This window comes from Orrella sp. JC864, assembly GCF_037026685.1.
In the GTDB taxonomy this organism is placed as follows: Bacteria; Pseudomonadota; Gammaproteobacteria; order Burkholderiales; family Burkholderiaceae_B; genus Orrella.
The window spans coordinates 16,290-33,574 of record NZ_JBANET010000014.1; the positions used below are offsets into that span (position 1 = coordinate 16,290).

At 67.4% G+C, this 17,285-nt stretch carries 15 protein-coding genes; 11 read left to right on the forward strand and 4 right to left on the reverse strand.

The genetic code is table 11. The features are described 5' to 3' along the window. Nucleotide 1: 1 nt before the first annotated feature. From nuoG to V8Z80_RS13610, 9 genes are read left to right on the forward strand one after another with little or no spacing between them, the layout of a single operon-like run. Nucleotides 2-2,332, forward strand: coding sequence for an NADH-quinone oxidoreductase subunit NuoG (nuoG, locus tag V8Z80_RS13570; protein WP_155196252.1), 2,331 nt, complete (start codon nucleotides 2-4; stop codon nucleotides 2,330-2,332). After that, nucleotides 2,332-3,405, forward strand: a complete 1,074-nt coding sequence (nuoH, locus tag V8Z80_RS13575) for an NADH-quinone oxidoreductase subunit NuoH (RefSeq protein ID WP_155196251.1) — start codon at nucleotides 2,332-2,334, stop codon at nucleotides 3,403-3,405. Before nuoG ends, nuoH begins: the two co-directional genes overlap by 1 nt. Nucleotides 3,406-3,427: 22 nt before the next feature. Next, on the forward strand, nucleotides 3,428-3,916 hold the full coding sequence (gene nuoI / locus V8Z80_RS13580) for an NADH-quinone oxidoreductase subunit NuoI (protein WP_155196250.1): 489 nt from the start codon (nucleotides 3,428-3,430) through the stop codon (nucleotides 3,914-3,916). Between the two features lie 20 nt (nucleotides 3,917-3,936). Next, entirely contained in the window at nucleotides 3,937-4,629 is a 693-nt protein-coding gene (locus V8Z80_RS13585) for an NADH-quinone oxidoreductase subunit J (RefSeq protein ID WP_336062356.1), read from the forward strand. Further along, entirely contained in the window at nucleotides 4,626-4,934 is a 309-nt protein-coding gene (gene nuoK, locus V8Z80_RS13590; RefSeq protein ID WP_155196248.1) for an NADH-quinone oxidoreductase subunit NuoK, read from the forward strand. The genes V8Z80_RS13585 and nuoK overlap by 4 nt, the downstream gene beginning before the upstream one ends. Nucleotides 4,935-4,950: 16 nt before the next feature. Next, nucleotides 4,951-6,978 (forward strand): NADH-quinone oxidoreductase subunit L, encoded by a 2,028-nt coding sequence (gene nuoL, locus V8Z80_RS13595; RefSeq protein WP_336062357.1) that lies wholly within the window; start codon nucleotides 4,951-4,953, stop codon nucleotides 6,976-6,978. Further along, entirely contained in the window at nucleotides 6,975-8,477 is a 1,503-nt protein-coding gene (locus V8Z80_RS13600; RefSeq protein ID WP_336062411.1) for an NADH-quinone oxidoreductase subunit M, read from the forward strand. The genes nuoL and V8Z80_RS13600 overlap by 4 nt, the downstream gene beginning before the upstream one ends. Nucleotides 8,478-8,490: 13 nt before the next feature. After that, entirely contained in the window at nucleotides 8,491-9,972 is a 1,482-nt protein-coding gene (gene nuoN / locus V8Z80_RS13605; RefSeq protein ID WP_155194883.1) for an NADH-quinone oxidoreductase subunit NuoN, read from the forward strand. A 7-nt stretch (nucleotides 9,973-9,979) separates the two neighbouring features. After that, the gene (locus V8Z80_RS13610; protein WP_336062358.1) at nucleotides 9,980-10,309 is read left to right on the forward strand and encodes a DUF2818 family protein; all 330 of its coding nucleotides are present in this window, start codon (nucleotides 9,980-9,982) and stop codon (nucleotides 10,307-10,309) included. A 63-nt stretch (nucleotides 10,310-10,372) separates the two neighbouring features. Here V8Z80_RS13610 and serB read toward each other — a convergent pair whose 3' ends face one another. Next, nucleotides 10,373-11,236 carry a phosphoserine phosphatase SerB gene (gene serB, locus V8Z80_RS13615; protein ID WP_336062359.1) on the reverse strand — a complete coding sequence of 288 codons (864 nt, stop codon included), beginning with the start codon at nucleotides 11,234-11,236 and terminating at the stop codon, nucleotides 10,373-10,375. A 114-nt stretch (nucleotides 11,237-11,350) separates the two neighbouring features. Next, nucleotides 11,351-14,833, reverse strand: coding sequence for a transcription-repair coupling factor (mfd, locus tag V8Z80_RS13620; protein WP_336062360.1), 3,483 nt, complete (start codon nucleotides 14,831-14,833; stop codon nucleotides 11,351-11,353). 28 nt (nucleotides 14,834-14,861) lie between these two features. On the opposite strand from mfd, the gene ispD reads away from it, so the two are divergent. Both ispD and ispF read left to right on the forward strand, forming a co-directional pair. Beyond that, complete coding sequence (ispD, locus tag V8Z80_RS13625; protein WP_155194891.1) at nucleotides 14,862-15,542, forward strand: 2-C-methyl-D-erythritol 4-phosphate cytidylyltransferase; 681 nt, start codon at nucleotides 14,862-14,864, stop codon at nucleotides 15,540-15,542. Beyond that, nucleotides 15,539-16,033 carry a 2-C-methyl-D-erythritol 2,4-cyclodiphosphate synthase gene (gene ispF / locus V8Z80_RS13630; protein ID WP_336062361.1) on the forward strand — a complete coding sequence of 165 codons (495 nt, stop codon included), beginning with the start codon at nucleotides 15,539-15,541 and terminating at the stop codon, nucleotides 16,031-16,033. Before ispD ends, ispF begins: the two co-directional genes overlap by 4 nt. 19 nt (nucleotides 16,034-16,052) lie before the next feature. Here the strand turns inward: ispF and V8Z80_RS13635 are convergent, their stop codons facing one another. Together V8Z80_RS13635 and V8Z80_RS13640 are read right to left on the reverse strand one after the other, a co-directional pair. Continuing rightward, the gene (locus V8Z80_RS13635; RefSeq protein WP_155194895.1) at nucleotides 16,053-16,574 is read right to left on the reverse strand and encodes a carboxymuconolactone decarboxylase family protein; all 522 of its coding nucleotides are present in this window, start codon (nucleotides 16,572-16,574) and stop codon (nucleotides 16,053-16,055) included. 102 nt (nucleotides 16,575-16,676) lie between these two features. Continuing rightward, on the reverse strand, nucleotides 16,677-17,225 hold the full coding sequence (locus tag V8Z80_RS13640) for a peroxiredoxin (protein WP_155194897.1): 549 nt from the start codon (nucleotides 17,223-17,225) through the stop codon (nucleotides 16,677-16,679). Nucleotides 17,226-17,285 lie beyond the last annotated feature (60 nt).

Consider the following 17,285-nt stretch of genomic DNA (forward strand, 5'->3'; position numbering starts at 1 on the left):
CATGGTTGAACTGACCGTCGACGGCAACAAGGTCGAAGTTCCCGAAGGCAGCATGGTCATGCATGCCGCGCACAAGCTCGGGGTGTACGTACCGCATTTCTGCTATCACAAGAAGCTTTCCATCGCGGCCAACTGCCGCATGTGCCTGGTCGAGGTCGAGAAGGCCCCCAAGGCCTTGCCGGCCTGCGCCACGCCCGCCACCAACGGCATGGTGGTGCACACCTGCTCCGAGCGCGCCGTGGCCGCGCAAAAGAGCGTGATGGAGTTCCTGCTCATCAACCACCCGCTGGACTGCCCGATCTGCGACCAGGGCGGCGAATGCCAGCTGCAGGACCTGGCGGTCGGCTATGGCGGCTCGTCCTCGCGCTATCGCGAGGAAAAGCGCGTGGTGTTCCACAAGGACCTGGGCCCGCTGGTCTCGGCCGAGGAAATGACGCGCTGCATCCACTGCACCCGCTGCGTGCGCTTCGGCCAGGAAGTGGCCGGCGTGATGGAGCTGGGCATGATCGGGCGCGGCGAGCATTCCGAGATCACTACCTTCGTGGGCCGCTCGGTCGAGTCCGAGCTCTCGGGCAACATGATCGACCTGTGCCCGGTCGGCGCGCTGACCTCCAAGCCCTTCCGCTACCAGGCCCGCACCTGGGAACTGGCGCGGCGCCGCTCGGTCAGCCCGCACGACAGCCTGGGCGCCAACCTGGTCGTGCAGGTCAAGAACGACCGCGTGATGCGCGTGGTGCCCTTCGAGAACGAGGCCGTCAACGAGTGCTGGCTCAGCGACCGCGACCGCTTCTCCTACGAAGGCCTGAACAGCGAGGACCGGCTGTCGGTGCCCATGGTCAAGAGCTGTGACGGGCAATGGCGCGAAGTCTCCTGGAGCGAGGCGCTGCAAGCCGTCGCCCAGGGGTTGACCCGCGTGCGCGACAGCTTCGGCGCCGGCCAGATCGGCGCCCTGGCCAACGAGATGGCCACCACCGAGGAATACGCGCTGCTGGGCCGGCTGACCCGCGCCCTGGGTTCGGAGAACATCGATTTCCGCCTGCGCCAGGCCGACGCCTCGCTGGACGCCGCACTGCGCGGCGTGCCCTGGCTGGGCATGCCGGTGGCCGAGCTGGATACGCTGGACTGCGTGCTGGTGGTGGGCTCGGTGCTGCGCCGCGACCATCCGCTGATGGCCCAGCGCCTGCGCCAGGCCGCCAAGCGCGGCGCGCGCATTATCCTCATCGACAGCCTGGCCGACGATCCGCTGATGCCGGTGGCCGCCCGCATCACCGTGGCGCCCTCGAAGCTGCCGCGCGCATTGGCCGAGGTGGCCGTGGCGCTGGCGCAGGCCCGCAACACCCAGGCGCCGGCCGAATTTGCCGGCGTCGAGCCGGGCGAGGCCGCCATCAAGGTCGCCGAGCTGCTGGCCGCCGGCACGCAGTCGGCGGTGCTGCTGGGCAACCAGGCCGTGGCCGCCCCGGGGGCCGGCGTGCTGGCTGCCAACGCCCGCCACCTGGCCCAGGCCGTGGGCGCGCGTTTCGGTTTCCTGACCGCCGGCGGCAACACGCTGGGCGGCTACCTGGCCGGCGCGGTGCCGGGCCAGGGCGGCAAGCCGGCCTCGGCCATGCTTGCCGAGCCGCTCAAGGCCTACATCGTGCTGCACGCCGAGCCCTTGCTCGACGCGGACGATGGCGCGCGGGCCGTGCAGGCCCTGCGCGAAGCGCAGTTCACCGTGGCGCTGACCTCGTACCGATCGGCCGCTGCCGACTGGGCCGACGTGATGCTGCCGGTCTCGCCCTTTACCGAGACCTCGGGCACCTTCGTGAACGCGCAAGGCCTGCCGCAAAGCTTCAAGGGCACGGTCGCCCCGCTGGGCCAGACCCGTCCGGCCTGGAAGGTGCTGCGCGTGCTGGGCAACGTGCTGCAGCTGCAGGGCTTTGACGACGAGAGCTCCGAGTCCGTGCGCGACGCGGTGCTGGCCGGCGGCATCGAGGTGCGCCTGTCCAACGAGATCGCCGCGCAGGTGGGGCTGGGACAGCCCGCCGAAGACGGCCTGGAGCGCGTGGCCGACCTGCCCATCTATCGCAGCGATGCCATCGTGCGCCGCTCCGATCCCTTGCAGGCCACGTCGGCGGCCCGCCTGCCGGGCGTGCGCGTGAACGCCCGCACCCTGCAAAGCCTGGGCCTGCAGGCCGGGCAAGCGGTGCGCGTAAGCAAGGGGCAGGGCAGCGTCGAGCTGGCGCTGGTTCTGGACAACAGCGTGGCCGACGGCGCGGTGCGCGTGTCGGCCGGTTTCGAGCAGACTGCGGCACTCGGTAGCGCCTATGGTCAACTGACGGTGGAGCGTGCCTGATGGAATGGCTCAACGTTCTTGAAAGCCAGGGCACGGCGCTGCTGGGCCCGACCGCCTGGCTGGTGGTGTGGACGATCGCCAAGATCGTGATGATCGCGGTGCCTGTCATCCTGTGCGTGGCCTACCTGACGTACTGGGAACGCAAGATGATCGGCTTCATGCATACCCGGCTGGGGCCCACGCGCGTGGGCTACCGCGGGCTGCTGCAGCCGTTTGCCGACGTCTTCAAGCTGCTGACCAAAGAAGTCATCGTGCCCAGCCAGGCCAGCAAGGCGCTCTACGTGATCGCCCCGGTGGTCACGCTGATGCCGGCGCTGGCCGCCTGGGCGGTGGTGCCCTTCGGTCCGGAAACGGTGCTGGCCAACGTCAACGCCGGCCTGCTGTACGTCATGGCCATCACCTCGATCGGCGTCTACGGCGTGATCGTGGCCGGCTGGGCCTCCAACTCCAAGTATGCGCTGCTGGCGGCGCTGCGCGCCTCGGCGCAGATGGTGTCCTACGAGCTGGCGATCGGTTTCGTGCTGGTGGTGGTGCTGCTGGTCTCGGGCAGCCTGAACATGAGCGAGATCGTGCTGGGGCAGGGCCGCGGCTGGTTCGCCGAGCGCGGCCTGTCCTTCCTGTCCTGGAACTGGCTGCCGCTGCTGCCGCTGTTCGTGATCTACGTCATCTCGGCCGTGGCCGAGACCAACCGCCACCCCTTCGACGTGGTGGAAGGCGAATCGGAAATCGTGGCGGGCCACATGGTGGAGTACTCCGGGATGGCGTTCGCGCTGTTCTTCCTGGGCGAGTACGCCAACATGATCCTGCTCTCGTGCCTGGCCTCCATCATGTTCCTGGGCGGCTGGTACCCTCCGCTGGACTTCGCGCCGTTCAACTGGATTCCCGGCTGGATCTGGCTGGGCCTGAAAACCTTCTTCGTGGTGTCGCTGTTCGTGTGGTTCCGCGCCTCTTTCCCGCGCTACCGCTACGACCAGATCATGCGTCTGGGCTGGAAGATCTTCATTCCGCTGACGGGCGTGTGGCTGGTGGTGGTGGCGATCTGGATGCAGACGCCCTGGAACATCTGGCAGTGACCGACTAGCAAAAAGGCACGAAATGGAAGCGATCAAGGATTTCTTCGGCAGCCTGATGCTGACCGAATTGCTCAAGGGCATGCGCCTGACGGGCAAGTATTTCTTCAAGCGCAAGATCACCTTGCGCTATCCGATGGAAAAGACGCCGACCTCGCCGCGCTTTCGCGGCCTGCACGCGCTGCGCCGCTACCCTAACGGCGAAGAGCGCTGCATCGCCTGCAAGCTGTGCGAGGCCGTCTGTCCGGCGCTGGCCATCACCATCGAATCGGAAGTGCGCGATGACGGCACGCGCCGCACCTCGCGCTACGACATCGACCTGACCAAGTGCATCTTCTGCGGTTTCTGCGAGGAAAGCTGCCCCGTCGACTCCATCGTGGAAACCCATATCCACGAATACCACGGCGAAAAGCGCGGCGACCTCTATTTCACCAAGGACATGCTGCTGGCCGTCGGTGACCGCTACGAGAACGAAATCGCCCAGCGTCGCGCCGACGACGCGCCCTACCGCTGACCGCAGGCCGAGATCCCACGATGTTCACCACCATACTGTTCTATGTGCTTGCTGCGGTGCTGGTCTTTGCGGCATTTCGCGTCATCACCGCGCGCAATCCCGTGACCGCCGTCATGCACCTGATCCTGGCCTTCTTCAACGCGGCCATGATCTGGATGCTGCTGGGCGCCGAGTTCCTCGCGCTGCTGCTGGTGCTGGTCTACGTCGGCGCCGTGATGGTGCTGTTCCTGTTCGTCGTCATGATGCTGGACATCCGCATCGACACGCTGAGCCGCGGCCTCAAGACCTACCTGCCGCTGGGCCTGGCCATCGGCCTGATCATGGTGGTCGAGATGGCTTTCGTGCTGGGCACCACCTGGGCCCAGGCCGGCCCGCAGGCGGTGCAGGCCGACGACTACAACAATGCCCGCACCCTGGGCGAGGTGATGTACAGCCAGTACGTCTTCGGCATCGAGGTGGGCGCCGTGCTGCTGCTGGTGGGCATGGTGGCGGCCATCGCGCTGACGCTGCGGCGCCGGCGCGACGTGCGCTACAACAACCCGTCCGAGGCCGTGCGCGTCAAGGCCAGCGAGCGTTTCCGCATGGTCAAGATGGCGCCCCAGGTCGAAAAGCCCGCCGAGCCGACCCCGCACGAGCAAGGCCCCGATGCCGTGGTCGAGCAGGCCGCGCCCAAGCCGGCGCCCGCCGCCCCCGCCCAAGGAGAAAAGAAATGACCTTGACGCTGCCCCATTTCCTGATCCTGGGCGCGATCCTGTTCGCCACCGGCGTGTTCGGCATCTTCCTGAACCGCCGCAACCTCATCATCCTGCTCATGTCCATCGAGCTGATGCTGCTGGCCGTGAACATGAACTTCGTGGCTTTCTCCACCTGGTTCGGCGATACCGCCGGGCAGGTGTTCGTGTTCTTCATCCTGACCGTGGCCGCCGCCGAGGCCGCCATCGGCCTGGCCATCCTGGTGCTGCTGTTCCGCAACCTGAACACGATCAACGTCGACGAACTCGACCGCCTGAAGGGCTGACGGGAACAAGAAGAACATGTCCAACGCATCTCTCTACCTGTTCATCGCCCTGGCTCCGCTGCTGGGCGCCATCCTCTCGGGCCTGTTCGGCACCGGGTTCCTGGGCCGGGCGGTCAGCCGCCGCGGCGCGCACCTGATCACCATCGCCCTGGTGGCGCTCTCGGCCATCGCCTCGGTCTACGTGCTGATGGACGTGCTGGCCGGCAACACCTTCGACGGCACGGTCTACACCTGGAGCCTGATCGGCCAGGCCAGCCTGGACATCGGCTTCCTGATCGATCCGCTCTCGGCCATGATGATGGTGGTGGTCACCTCGGTCTCGCTGATGGTGCACATCTACACCATCGGCTACATGGCCGACGATCCCGGCTACCAGCGCTTCTTCTCCTATATCTCGCTGTTCACCTTCTCCATGCTGATGCTGGTCATGTCCAACAACATGCTCCAGCTCTTCTTCGGCTGGGAGGCCGTGGGCCTGGTGTCCTACCTGCTGATCGGCTTCTGGTACACGCGCCCGACGGCCATCTTCGCCAACATGAAGGCCTTCCTGATCAACCGGGTGGGCGACTTCGGCTTCGTGCTGGGCATCGGCCTGCTGTTCGCCTACACCGGCTCGATGCACTATGGCGAGGTCTTTGCCCAGAGCGAGAAGCTGGCCGGCCTGAGCTTTCCCGGCACCGACTGGATGCTGCTGACCGTGGCCTGCATCTGCCTGTTCATCGGCGCGATGGGCAAGTCGGCCCAGGTGCCGCTGCACGCCTGGCTGCCCGACTCGATGGAAGGCCCCACGCCGATCTCGGCGCTGATCCACGCCGCCACCATGGTGACGGCGGGCATCTTCATGGTCGCGCGCTTCTCGCCGCTGTTCGAGCTCTCGGACACGGCCCTGTCCTTCATCATCGTGATCGGCGCCATCGGCGCGCTGTTCCTGGGCATCCTGGGCATCATCCAGAACGACATCAAGCGCGTGGTGGCCTATTCCACGCTGTCGCAGCTGGGCTACATGACCGTGGCGCTGGGCGCCTCGGCCTATTCCGTGGCCATCTTCCACCTGATGACCCACGCCTTCTTCAAGGCGCTGCTGTTCCTGGGCGCCGGCTCGGTCATCATCGGCATGCACCATGACCAGGACATCCGCAACATGGGCGGGCTGCGCAAGTACATGCCCATCACCTGGCTGACCTTCCTGCTGGGCACGCTGGCGCTGATCGGCACGCCGTTCTTCTCGGGCTTCTACTCCAAGGAGCACATCATCGAGGCGGCCGGCGCGGCCAACGTCTGGGGCGCGGGCTTTGCCTACTACGCCACGCTGATCGGCGTGTTCGTGACCTCGCTGTATTCCTTCCGGGTGTACTTCCTGGTCTTTCACGGCAAGGAGCGCTTCGACACCAGCGGGCATGGCCACGGGCACGGGCACGGGCATGATGCCCACGGCCACGACGACGGCCACGGCCATCATGGCGGCACGCCGCACGAGTCGCCCTGGGTGGTCACGCTGCCGCTGGTGCTGCTGGCCATCCCCTCGGTCATCATCGGCGCGGCGGTCATCGACCCGATGTTGTTCGGCGGCTTCTTCGACGGCGTGATCACCGTCCTGCCGGCACACCCGGCGATGGCGGAACTGGCCGCCCACTGGCACGACTGGATCGCCTACGGCCTGCACGCCTTCGTGACCGTGCCGTTCTGGCTGGCCCTGGCCGGCGCCGTGCTGGCCTGGTACTGCTACCTGGTCAACCCCAAGGTGCCGGCGGCCATCCACCGCAGCCTGTCGGGCGTGATCCGCGTGCTGGAGAACAAGTACTACGTCGACTGGATCAACGAGCAGGTCTTCGCGCGCGGCGCGCGCGTGCTGGGCCGCGGCCTGTGGCAAACGGGCGACCGCACGCTGATCGATGGCCTGGTGGTCAACGGCAGCGCCAAGGTGGTGGGCTGGTTCGCGGCGGCCAGCCGCCACCTGCAGTCCGGCTACATCTATCACTACGCGTTCGCGATGATCATCGGCATCATGGCTTTGGTTTCGTTCTTCGTGCTGGTTAAACACTGATGGCAAGCGAGATGGCATCCTCTAACTTTCCCTGGCTCACGCTTGCGATCCTGGTTCCCATCGCCTTCGGCCTGCTGGTGCTGGCGCTGGGCCGCGACGACAGGCCGGGCCTGACGCGCTGGCTGTCCCTGGCCGGCGCGGTGGCCGGCTTCCTGGTCACGATCCCGCTGTATACCGGCTTCGATCCCAGCACCGCCGAAATGCAGTTCGTCGAGCGCGTCTCGTGGATCGACACCTTCGCGGTGTTCTACCACCTGGGCATCGACGGCATCTCGCTGTGGTTCGTGCTGCTGACCGCCTTCGTCACCATCATCGTGGTGGTGGCCGGCTGGGAAGTCATCACCCAGCGCGTGGCCCAGTACATGGCCGCCTTCCTGATCCTGTCGGGCCTGATGGTGGGCGTGTTCGCGGCGCTGGACGGCCTGCTGTTCTACGTGTTCTTCGAGGCCACGCTGATCCCGATGTACATCATCGTGGGCGTGTGGGGCGGCCCGAACCGCGTGTACGCCGCCTTCAAGTTCTTCCTTTACACCCTGCTGGGCTCGCTGCTGACGCTGGTGGCCTTCATCTACCTGTGGCATGCCGCCGGCGGCTCCTTCGACATCCAGACCTGGCACACGCTGCCGCTGGGCATGACGGCCCAGGTGCTGATCTTCCTGGCCCTGCTGATGGCCTTCGCCGTCAAGGTGCCGATGTGGCCGGTGCATACCTGGCTGCCCGACGCCCACGTCGAGGCGCCCACCGGCGGCTCGGTGGTGCTGGCGGCCATCATGCTCAAGCTGGGCGCCTACGGCTTCCTGCGCTTTTCGCTGCCCATCGCGCCGGACGCCTCGCACAGCCTGGCCGGCCTGATGATCGCGCTGTCGCTGATCGCGGTGATCTACATCGGCCTGGTCGCCATCGTGCAGGAAGACATGAAGAAGCTGGTGGCCTATTCGTCGGTGGCCCACATGGGCTTCGTGACGCTGGGCTTTTTCATCTTCAACACGGCCGGCGTCGAAGGCGCCATCGTGCAGATGATCTCGCACGGCTTCGTCTCGGGCGCCATGTTCCTGTGCATCGGCGTGCTCTACGACCGCATGCACAGCCGCCTGATCGCCGACTACGGCGGCGTGGTCAACACCATGCCGCGCTTTGTCACCTTCTTCGTGCTGTTCTCCATGGCCAACAGCGGCCTGCCGGCCACCAGCGGCTTCGTGGGCGAATTCATGGTGATCATGGGCGCGGTCGAGTACAACTTCTGGATCGGTCTGCTGGCCGCCACCGCGCTGATCTTTGGCGCCGCCTATTCCCTGTGGATGGTCAAGCGCGTGGCGTTCGGCGAGATCGCCAACGAGCACGTGCGCCAGCTGCAGGACATCAACCGGCGCGAATTCGCCATGCTCGGCGTGCTGGCCCTGGCCGTGCTGTACATGGGTATCCATCCCAAGCCCTTCACCGACGTGATGCACGTCTCGGTCGAGGCGCTGCTGCAGCACGTTGCCATATCGAAACTGTAAGACTGGACCATCGATGCAATCCCAATTCGACTTCGCTCTGGCGACTCCCGAAATCGTCCTGCTGGTGGCAGGGCTGGCGATCCTGCTGATCGATGCCTTCAGCAATGATCCGGCGCGCAGGCTCACGCACGCGCTGTCGCTGGCCGTGCTGGCGGTGCTGACCGTCATCTCCCTGGTGCAATGGAATGCCGGCGTCGAAGGCGTCACCTTCCACGGGCTGTTCGTGACCGACGCGCTGGCGCACCTGCTCAAGGTCACGTCCTACCTGGCGGTGGCCGTCACGCTGATCTACGGCCGCCACTACGCCATGGCGCGCGACATGATGCGCGGCGGCGAGCTCTACGTGCTGACGCTGTTCGCCCTGCTGGGCCAGATGGTGATGATCTCGGCCGGCAACCTGGTGTCGGTCTACCTGGGCCTGGAGCTGATGTCGCTGGCCCTGTATGCCCTGATCGCCCTGCGCCGCGAGAACGTCGTGGCCACCGAGGCGGCGATGAAGTACTTCGTGCTGGGCGCGCTGGCATCGGGCTTCCTGCTCTACGGCATGTCGATGGTGTATGGCGCCACCGGCCACCTGGACCTGACCGAGATCGCCGACGCCATCGCGGCGGGCCAGACCGAGCAGATGGCGCTGGTCTTCGGCGTGGTGTTCCTGGTGGCGGGCCTGGCCTTCAAGCTGGGCGTGGTGCCTTTCCACATGTGGGTGCCCGACGTCTACCACGGCTCGCCCACCGCCGTCACGCTGGTGCTGGGCGCCGCGCCCAAGCTGGCCGCCTTCGCCATCACGCTGCGCCTGCTGGCCGAAAGCCTGCACGGCCTGGCGGCCGACTGGCAGCCCATGCTGATCATCCTGGCCGTGCTGTCGCTGGTCATCGGCAACCTGACCGCCATCGTGCAGACCAACTTCAAGCGCATGCTGGCCTATTCCAGCATCTCGCACATGGGCTTCGTGCTGCTGGGCCTGCTCTCGGGCGTGGTCGGCACCCAGTCCGACGGCGCGGCCGCGGCCTATGGCGCCTCGCTGTTCTACATGCTGGTCTACGTACTGACCACGCTGGGCGGCTTCGGCATGGTGCTGCTGATGTCGCGCGACGGCTTCGAATGCGACCGCATCGACGACCTGAAGGGCCTGAACCGCCGCAGCCCCTGGCATGCCGCCATCCTGCTGCTGCTAATGTTCTCGCTGGCGGGCCTGCCGCCGCTGGTGGGTTTCTATGCCAAGCTGGCCGTGCTGCAGGCGGTGGTCAACGCCGGCCATCTGTGGCTGGCCGTGACGGCGGTCATCCTGTCGCTGATCGGCGCCTTCTACTACCTGCGCGTGGTCAAGGTCATGTATTTCGACGAGCCCCAGGAAGGCGTGCCGGCGCTGTCGGCCACTTGCGTGCAGCGCGGCATCATGAGCGTGAACGGCGCGCTGATCCTGCTGCTGGGCATCCTGCCCGGCGGCCTGATGGCCGTGTCGGTGCAGGCCATCCGCACCTCGCTGTCGTTCTGACGGGCGGATGAACCAGACGCTGGCCATCTGGCTGCTGATCGGGCTGGCGCTGGTCTGCGCCAACCTGCCGTTCCTGACCGAGCGCGTCTTTGCCGTGCTGCCCTGGCGCCAGGGCGGCGCGCCGGCGCCCAAGCCTTTCTGGGTGCGGCTGGCCGAGCTGCTGGCCTTCTACCTGCTGGTCGGCCTGCTGGCCTTCGCCGTCGAGGCGCAGCTGGGCAACCGTTTCCGGCAGGGCTGGGAGTTCTACGCCATCACGTTTTCATTGTTCCTGGTGCTGGCGTATCCCGGCTTCGTGCTGCGGTACCTGGTGCGGCGCAGGCCAGCGCCGCGATCCTAGCGTGCGTCCCAGGCACTGTAGCCTGGGGCTTGAACCGCCGACCCTTGGATCCGGCGCCCGGACCTAGGTCTCGAACCAGTTGAGCACGCCGTCCAGGCCCGAGTGCGACAGCGCATAGCGGGTCTGCTCGCGCACCACCGGCTTGGCCCGGTAGGCCACCGAAATACCCGCCAGGCCCAGCATCTGCAGGTCGTTGGCGCCATCGCCGATGGCGATGATCTGTTCGTTGCGCGCGCCGTGGCGCTGGGCGAACTCGCGCAGGTGCAGCGCCTTGCCGTAGGCATCGACGATGTCGCCCAGCACGCGGCCGGTCAGCACGCCGTTGTCGATCTCCAGCACGTTGGCATGCGCCGCGTCCAGGCTCAGCCGCTCGCGCAGCCGGTCGGTGAAGTAGGTAAAGCCGCCCGAGACCAGCAGCACCTTCAGGCCGGCCGCATGGGCCTGCTCGACCAGTTTCTCGGCGCCGGGATTGAGCCTTAGCCTGTCTTCGTAGACGCGCTCGAGCGCCTCGGAGGGCGTGCCTTCGAGCAGCGCCACCCGGCGCCGCAGGCTTTCGCTGAAGTCCCTGATCTCGCCGCGCATGGCGGCCTCGGTGATGGCGGCCACCTGCGCCTTCTTGCCGATGAAGTCGGCGATCTCGTCGATGCACTCGATGTTGATGAGCGTCGAATCCATGTCCATGGCCAGCACCTTGTAGTCGGCCAGCCTGTGGCGCGCCGGCACATAGGCGTAGTCCACGCCGGCCTGGGCGCACCATTCCCGCACGTCGCGGCGGGTCTGCTCGTCGGTGGCCACGTCCGTCAGCCGCACGGCCGTGGCGTTGATGCGAAACGAGCCATTGGCCATGGCCACGGCGGCGGCCTGTTCAACGGCTTCGGCCGACAGGGCGGGGGATTGGACGACGAGGTGGGTGGTTTCGGAACTCATGGGACAGTGCGGCGGCGGAATGGAGAAAACGCGTCATCGTAGCAGGCGGCTGGCGCGTGCTGCTCGGCGTCTTGCGAATGTCGCGCCGCTGCGGCCAAAGGCGCCGGGCGGCCCTCAAGCCAGGGCGCGCAATACCGTCCTGACCGCGTCCACGCGCGCATTCAGGTCCGGCGCCTTGATCTCGACCTTCAGCTTGTCCTGGCCGGCCAGCCGCACATGCCGCTGCTTCTGCACCAGTTCGATGATGCGCACGGGGTCGACCGGCGCCTTGGGCTTGAACTGCAGCAGCGCCTGGCTTTCGCTGGCGTCGATCTTCTGCACGCCCAGCGGCTGGGCCGCCAGCCGCAGGCGGTGCGTGGCCAGCAGGGCGCGCGCCGCGTCGGGCAGCTTGCCGAAGCGGTCCACCAGCTCTTCCTGGATCTCGATCAGCGCGTCCTCGTCGGCGGCGTGCGACAGGCGCTTGTAGATGGCAAGGCGCGCATGCACGTCGCCGCAGTAGTCCGCCGGCAGCAGGGCGGGCAGGTGCAGGTTGACTTCGCAGCCGGCCGAGAACGGCGCGTCCAGGTCGGGCTCCTGGCCCGCCTTCAGGGCGCGCACGGCTTCGTTGAGCATCTCGTTGTACATGGAGAAGCCCACTTCCTGGATGTTGCCCGACTGCGCCTCGCCCAGCACCTCGCCGGTGCCGCGGATCTCCAGGTCGTGCATGGCCAGGTAAAAGCCCGATCCCAGCTCTTCCATGGCCTGGATGGCTTCCAGGCGCTTCTTGGCGTTGGAGGTGATGGCGTCCTCGCCCGGCGTGAGCAGATAGGCGTAGGCCTGGTGGTGCGAGCGGCCCACGCGTCCGCGCAGCTGGTGCAGCTGGGCCAGCCCGAAGCGGTCGGCGCGGTGGATGACGATGGTATTGGCGCTGGGCACGTCGATGCCCGTCTCGATGATGGTGGTGCACAGTAGCACGTTGAAGCGCTGCTGGTAGAAGGCCTTCATCACCTGCTCGAGCTCGCGCTCGGGCATCTGGCCGTGGGCCACGCCGATGCGCGCCTCGGGCACCAGTTCTTCCAGCCGGGCGCGCCGGTTGTGGATGGTCTCGACCTCGTTGTGCAGGAAATAGGCCTGGCCGCCGCGCTTGAGCTCGCGCAGCAGCGCCTCGCGGATGGTGCTGCCGTCCTCGCGCCGCACGAAGGTCTTGATGGCCAGGCGCTTTTGCGGCGCGGTGGCGATCACCGAGAAGTCGCGGATGCCTTCCAGCGACATGCCCAGCGTGCGGGGGATGGGCGTGGCGGTAAGCGTCAGCACGTCGACCTCGGCGCGCAGCGCCTTCAGGGCCTCCTTCTGGCGCACGCCGAAGCGGTGTTCTTCGTCGATGATGGTCAGGCCCAGCCGCTTGAACTTCACGTCCTTGGACAGCAGCTTGTGCGTGCCGATGACGATGTCCACCGTGCCGTTGTTGATGCCCTCGATGGTGGCGGCCACTTCCTTGGCAGAGCGAAAGCGCGAGAGCTCGACCACCTTGACCGGCCAGTCGGCGAAGCGGTCCGAGAAGGTCTGGGCATGCTGCTCGGCCAGCAGCGTGGTCGGGCACAGGATGGCCACCTGCTTGCCGTTGGCCACCGCCATGAAGGCCGCGCGCAGCGCGACCTCGGTCTTGCCGAAGCCCACGTCGCCGCAGACCAGGCGGTCCATGGGCCGCCCCGAGCTCATGTCCATCAGCACGGCCTGGATGGCGGCCGCCTGGTCGGGGGTTTCCTCGAAGCCGAAGCCTTCGGCGAACATCTCGTAGTCCGACAGCGGCAGCTTGAAGGCGTAGCCTTCTCGCGCGGCCCGCTTGGCGTACAGGTCCAGCAGTTCGGCGGCGGTGTCGCGCACCTGCCTGGCGGCCTTGCGGCGCGCCTTGTCCCACTGGCCCGAGCCCAGCTGGTGCAGCGGCGCGGCCTCCGGGTCGGCGCCGCTGTAGCGGGCGATCACGTGCAGCTGCGAGACCGGCACGTACAGCGTGCTGCCGTTGGCGTATTCCAGGTGCAGGAATTCCATCTCGCCTTCGCCCATGTCCATGCCGACCAGGCCGTGATAGCGGCCGATGCCGTGCTGCGCATGCACCACCGGATCGCCCGGGCGCAGCTCGGAGAGGTCGCGCACCATCGCCTCGACGTTGCTGGCGCGCTCCTGCACGCGCCTGCCGCGGCGGCTGCCGGCGTGGTCCGGATAGAGATCGGCCTCGGTCAGGAAAATGACCCCGCCGGCCGCCAGCGTGAAGCCGGCCGACAGCGAGGCGACGGTCAGGCCGAAGGGTTGCGGCGATTGCAGGAAGGCATCGATGGTTTCGGTCTGCACGTCCGGCGCCAGGCCGTGCTCGGCCAGCATCTGCGCCAGGGTTTCGCGCCGGCCCGCCGAGTCGGCGCACAGCAGCACGCGGCGCGCGTCGGCCTGGGCGCGCGCCGCTTCGACCAGCAGGCGCAGGCGGGCCAGCGGATCCTCGGCGCGGCGCTGCACCGCCGCGGCGGGAGCCGGGCCGAAGTCGGGATGGCGGGCCTGGGCATCGAGCGTCAGGCGGGCAAAGTCCTTGATGCGGCCGAACAGCGACTCGCCCGACAGGAACAGCAGTTCGGGCGCCAGCACCGGGCGCTCGCGATCGGCCTTCAGGAACTGATAGCGGGTGGCGGTGTCCTGGGCGAAACGGCGGATTGCATCGTCGGTGTCGCCCAGCGTGACGACCAGCGCCTGCGGATCGAGATAGTCGAACAGCGTGGCGGTCTCGTCGAAAAACAGCGGCAGGTAGTATTCGACCCCGGCGAAGGCGATGCCGTTGCCGATGTCGCGGTAGGGCGTGGCGCGCGAGGGATCGCCTTCGAACATTTCGCGAAAGCGCGCGCGAAACAGGTTGCGCGCCGCCTCGTCCATGGGAAATTCGCGCCCGGGCAGCAGCTGCACTTCGCGCACCGGGTACAGGCTGCGCTGGGTGTCCACGTCGAAGGCGCGGATGGATTCGACCTGGTCGTCGAACAGATCCAGCCGGTAGGGCAGCGCCGAGCCCATGGGAAACAGGTCGATCAGCCCGCCGCGCAGGCAGAATTCGCCCGGCGCGGTGACCTGGCTGACATGGGTGTAGTTGGCCAGCGTCAGTTGCGCGCGCAGCGCGGCCTCGTCCAGGGTCTCGCCCTGGCGGAAGGAAAAGGTATAGGCCGCCATGAAGCTTGGGGGCGGCAGCCGGTACAGCGCGGTGGTGACCGGCACCGTCAGCACGTCCACCGTTTTTTGCATCAGCGCGTGCAGCGCCTGCAGCCGCGCCGAGATCAGGTCCTGGTGCGGCGAGAAGCTGTCGTAGGGCAGGGTTTCCCAATCGGGCAGCTGGCGCACCCGAAGCTGCGGCGAGAACAGCAGGATCTCGTCGGCCAGGCGCTGGGCCTCCAGCGGCTCGGCGCTCAGGATGACCAGCGGCCGGGCGCTTTGCCGGGCGATGTCGGCCAGCCACCAGGCGTCGCCCGCGCCGGGCGGGCGCGGCTGGGCGTGGCGCAGGCCGGGCTTGAGGGCGGACAGGACGGCGGGGGTCGAAGGAACCGGATAGGCCGGCGCGGGCGGGGCAGGGGGGGCGGATGTGGACATTGCGTTGATGATTATAAAATCCCGACCCATGTCAGAACGAATCATCGCCATCGTGCCGGCCGCCGGCGTGGGCGCCCGGGCCAATTCCCAGGCCGGGCAGGCGCCCAAGCAATACCGGCTGCTGGCCGGCGAGGCGATGCTGCGCCATGCGGTCAAGGCCCTGCTGGCCGACCGGCGCATCGCCCAGGTGCGGGTCGCCGTGGCGCCGCAGGACGTGCGCGCCGACGCGGTGCTGGCCGGCCTGCCGCGCACGGTGGTGCGTCCGTGCGGGGGCGCCACGCGCGCCGATACGGTGCTCAACGCCTTGCGCGATGCCCAGCCGGGCGAGCAGGAATGGGTGCTGGTTCATGATGCGGCCCGTCCCGGCCTGCCCGCCGACGCGCTGGCGCGGCTGATCGACGCCTGCCTGTCCGACGGCACGGGCGGGCTGCTGGCCCTGCCCATGTCCGATACAGTCAAGCAGGGCCAGGCCCGCGTGGCGCGCACGGTGCCGCGCGAGGGGCTGTGGCTGGCCCAGACGCCGCAGATGTTTCGCGCCGGGGCGCTGCGCCAGGCCCTGCGCGGCGCGGCGCTCAGGGGCGCGGCCGTCACCGACGAGGCCGGCGCCATGGAGGCAATGGGCCATGCGCCCTTGCTGGTCAAGGGCTCGGCGCGCAATTTCAAGCTGACCTGGCCCGAGGATTTTGCTTTGATGGAGAAGTGGCTATGACGAGGCCGGGTGTGCCGTTCCGGGTGGGGCAGGGATTCGACGTGCATGCGCTGGTGCCCGACCGTGCGCTGATCATCGGCGGCGTGGCCATTCCCCACAGCCACGGGTTGCTGGGCCATTCCGATGCCGACGTGCTGCTGCACGCGGTCACCGACGCCATCCTGGGCGCGGCGGGGCTGGGAGACATCGGCCGGCATTTTCCGGATACGGACCCGGCCTACCGGGGGGCGGACAGCCGGGTGCTGCTGCGCCAGGCCTGCGCCAAGGTGGCCCAGGCCGGCTGGCAGGTGGTCAACGTGGATGCCACGGTGCATGCCCAGGCGCCCAAGATCGGCCCGCACGCCCCGGCCATGGTGGCGAACATCGCCGCCGACCTGGGCATCGACGCCCAGGCCGTCAACGTGAAGGCCAAGACCAACGAGCACCTGGGCTACCTGGGCCGCAAGGAAGGCATCGCGGCCACCGTGGTGGCCTTGATCGCCCGCGCCTGAGCGGCCGGCCGGGCCCCTATCAGTTCTTGCCCTGGGCGGCCAGGGCGAGCGCGGCGGCGTTGACCACGGCGGCGATGCGGCCCGCGTCGCGCAGCTGCTCGACCGTCAGGCCTTCCTTCTTGAGCAGCTCGTAGTGCGACTGCACGCAGAAGTGGCACTTGCCGATGATGGAGGCGGCCAGCGCGAACAGTTCGAAGCGCTTTTTCTCGACGCCGCCATGCGTGCCATAGGCGTTCATGCGCAGCTGCGCCGGCAGCGTCTTGAGCTGGGCGTCGCCGGTCATCTCCACATAGGGATACCAGGTGTTGTTCATGCCCATGAGCGCGGCGGCGGTCAGGGCGGCGTTGGCATCGGTCTCGGACAGGCCGCTCTTGAAGGCTTCGACCAGCGTGGTGCTGCGCGCGGCATAGGCCGCGGCCAGCGCCGTGCCCACGGCGTCTTCGGCGCTCAGGGTGGAGCGGGCGATGACCGCGTCCAGGTTAAGGCGGATATCCTTGGCCCAGTCCGGCAGCTGTTCTTTAATCGACGAGATAAATTCCATAGTTTTCACCTATAGGTTGGAGATGAAAAAACCCGGCAAGGCGCCGGCATGGCGGGAGCAGTCCCTGTTCCATGCCGGCTTCCTTCAGCCGGGTGCGGGCAATTACAGCGTCGCGCCGCCGACCGTGCGGTTGCAGGGGCACAGTTCGTCGGTTTGCAGGCCGTCCAGCAGGCGCAGGATTTCCTCGGGGCTGCGGCCCACGTTCAGGTTGTTGACCGAAACGTGCTGGATGACATTGTCCGGATCGACGATGAAGGTGGCGCGCAGGGCAACGCCGGCGCCCTTCTCGCGCACGCCCAGCTGGTCGATCAGCGAGCCGGTGGTGTCGCCGAACTGGTAGTGGCCCAGCTTGTTCAGGTCCGGGTGCTCACGGCGCCAGGCCAGCTTGACGAATTCGTTGTCGGTCGAGCCGCCCAGCAGCACGGCGTCGCGGTCTTCGAAATCCTTGGCCAGGCTGTTGAAGCCGACGATTTCGGTGGGGCAGACGAAAGTGAAGTCCTTCGGGTAGAAGTAGATGACCTTCCACTTGCCGGGGAACGAGCTTTCGGTGATGTCTTCGAACGCCGACACGCCGTTTTCTTCGTGCTGGTTGAAGCCGGGCTTGACGCCGACGACCTTGAAGGGCTCGAGTTTATCGCCTACGGTTTTCATTCAGGAACTCCTGTGTCTAGAGAGAGGGGCTGTCGCCAGCCCAAGAACCCACATTCTACG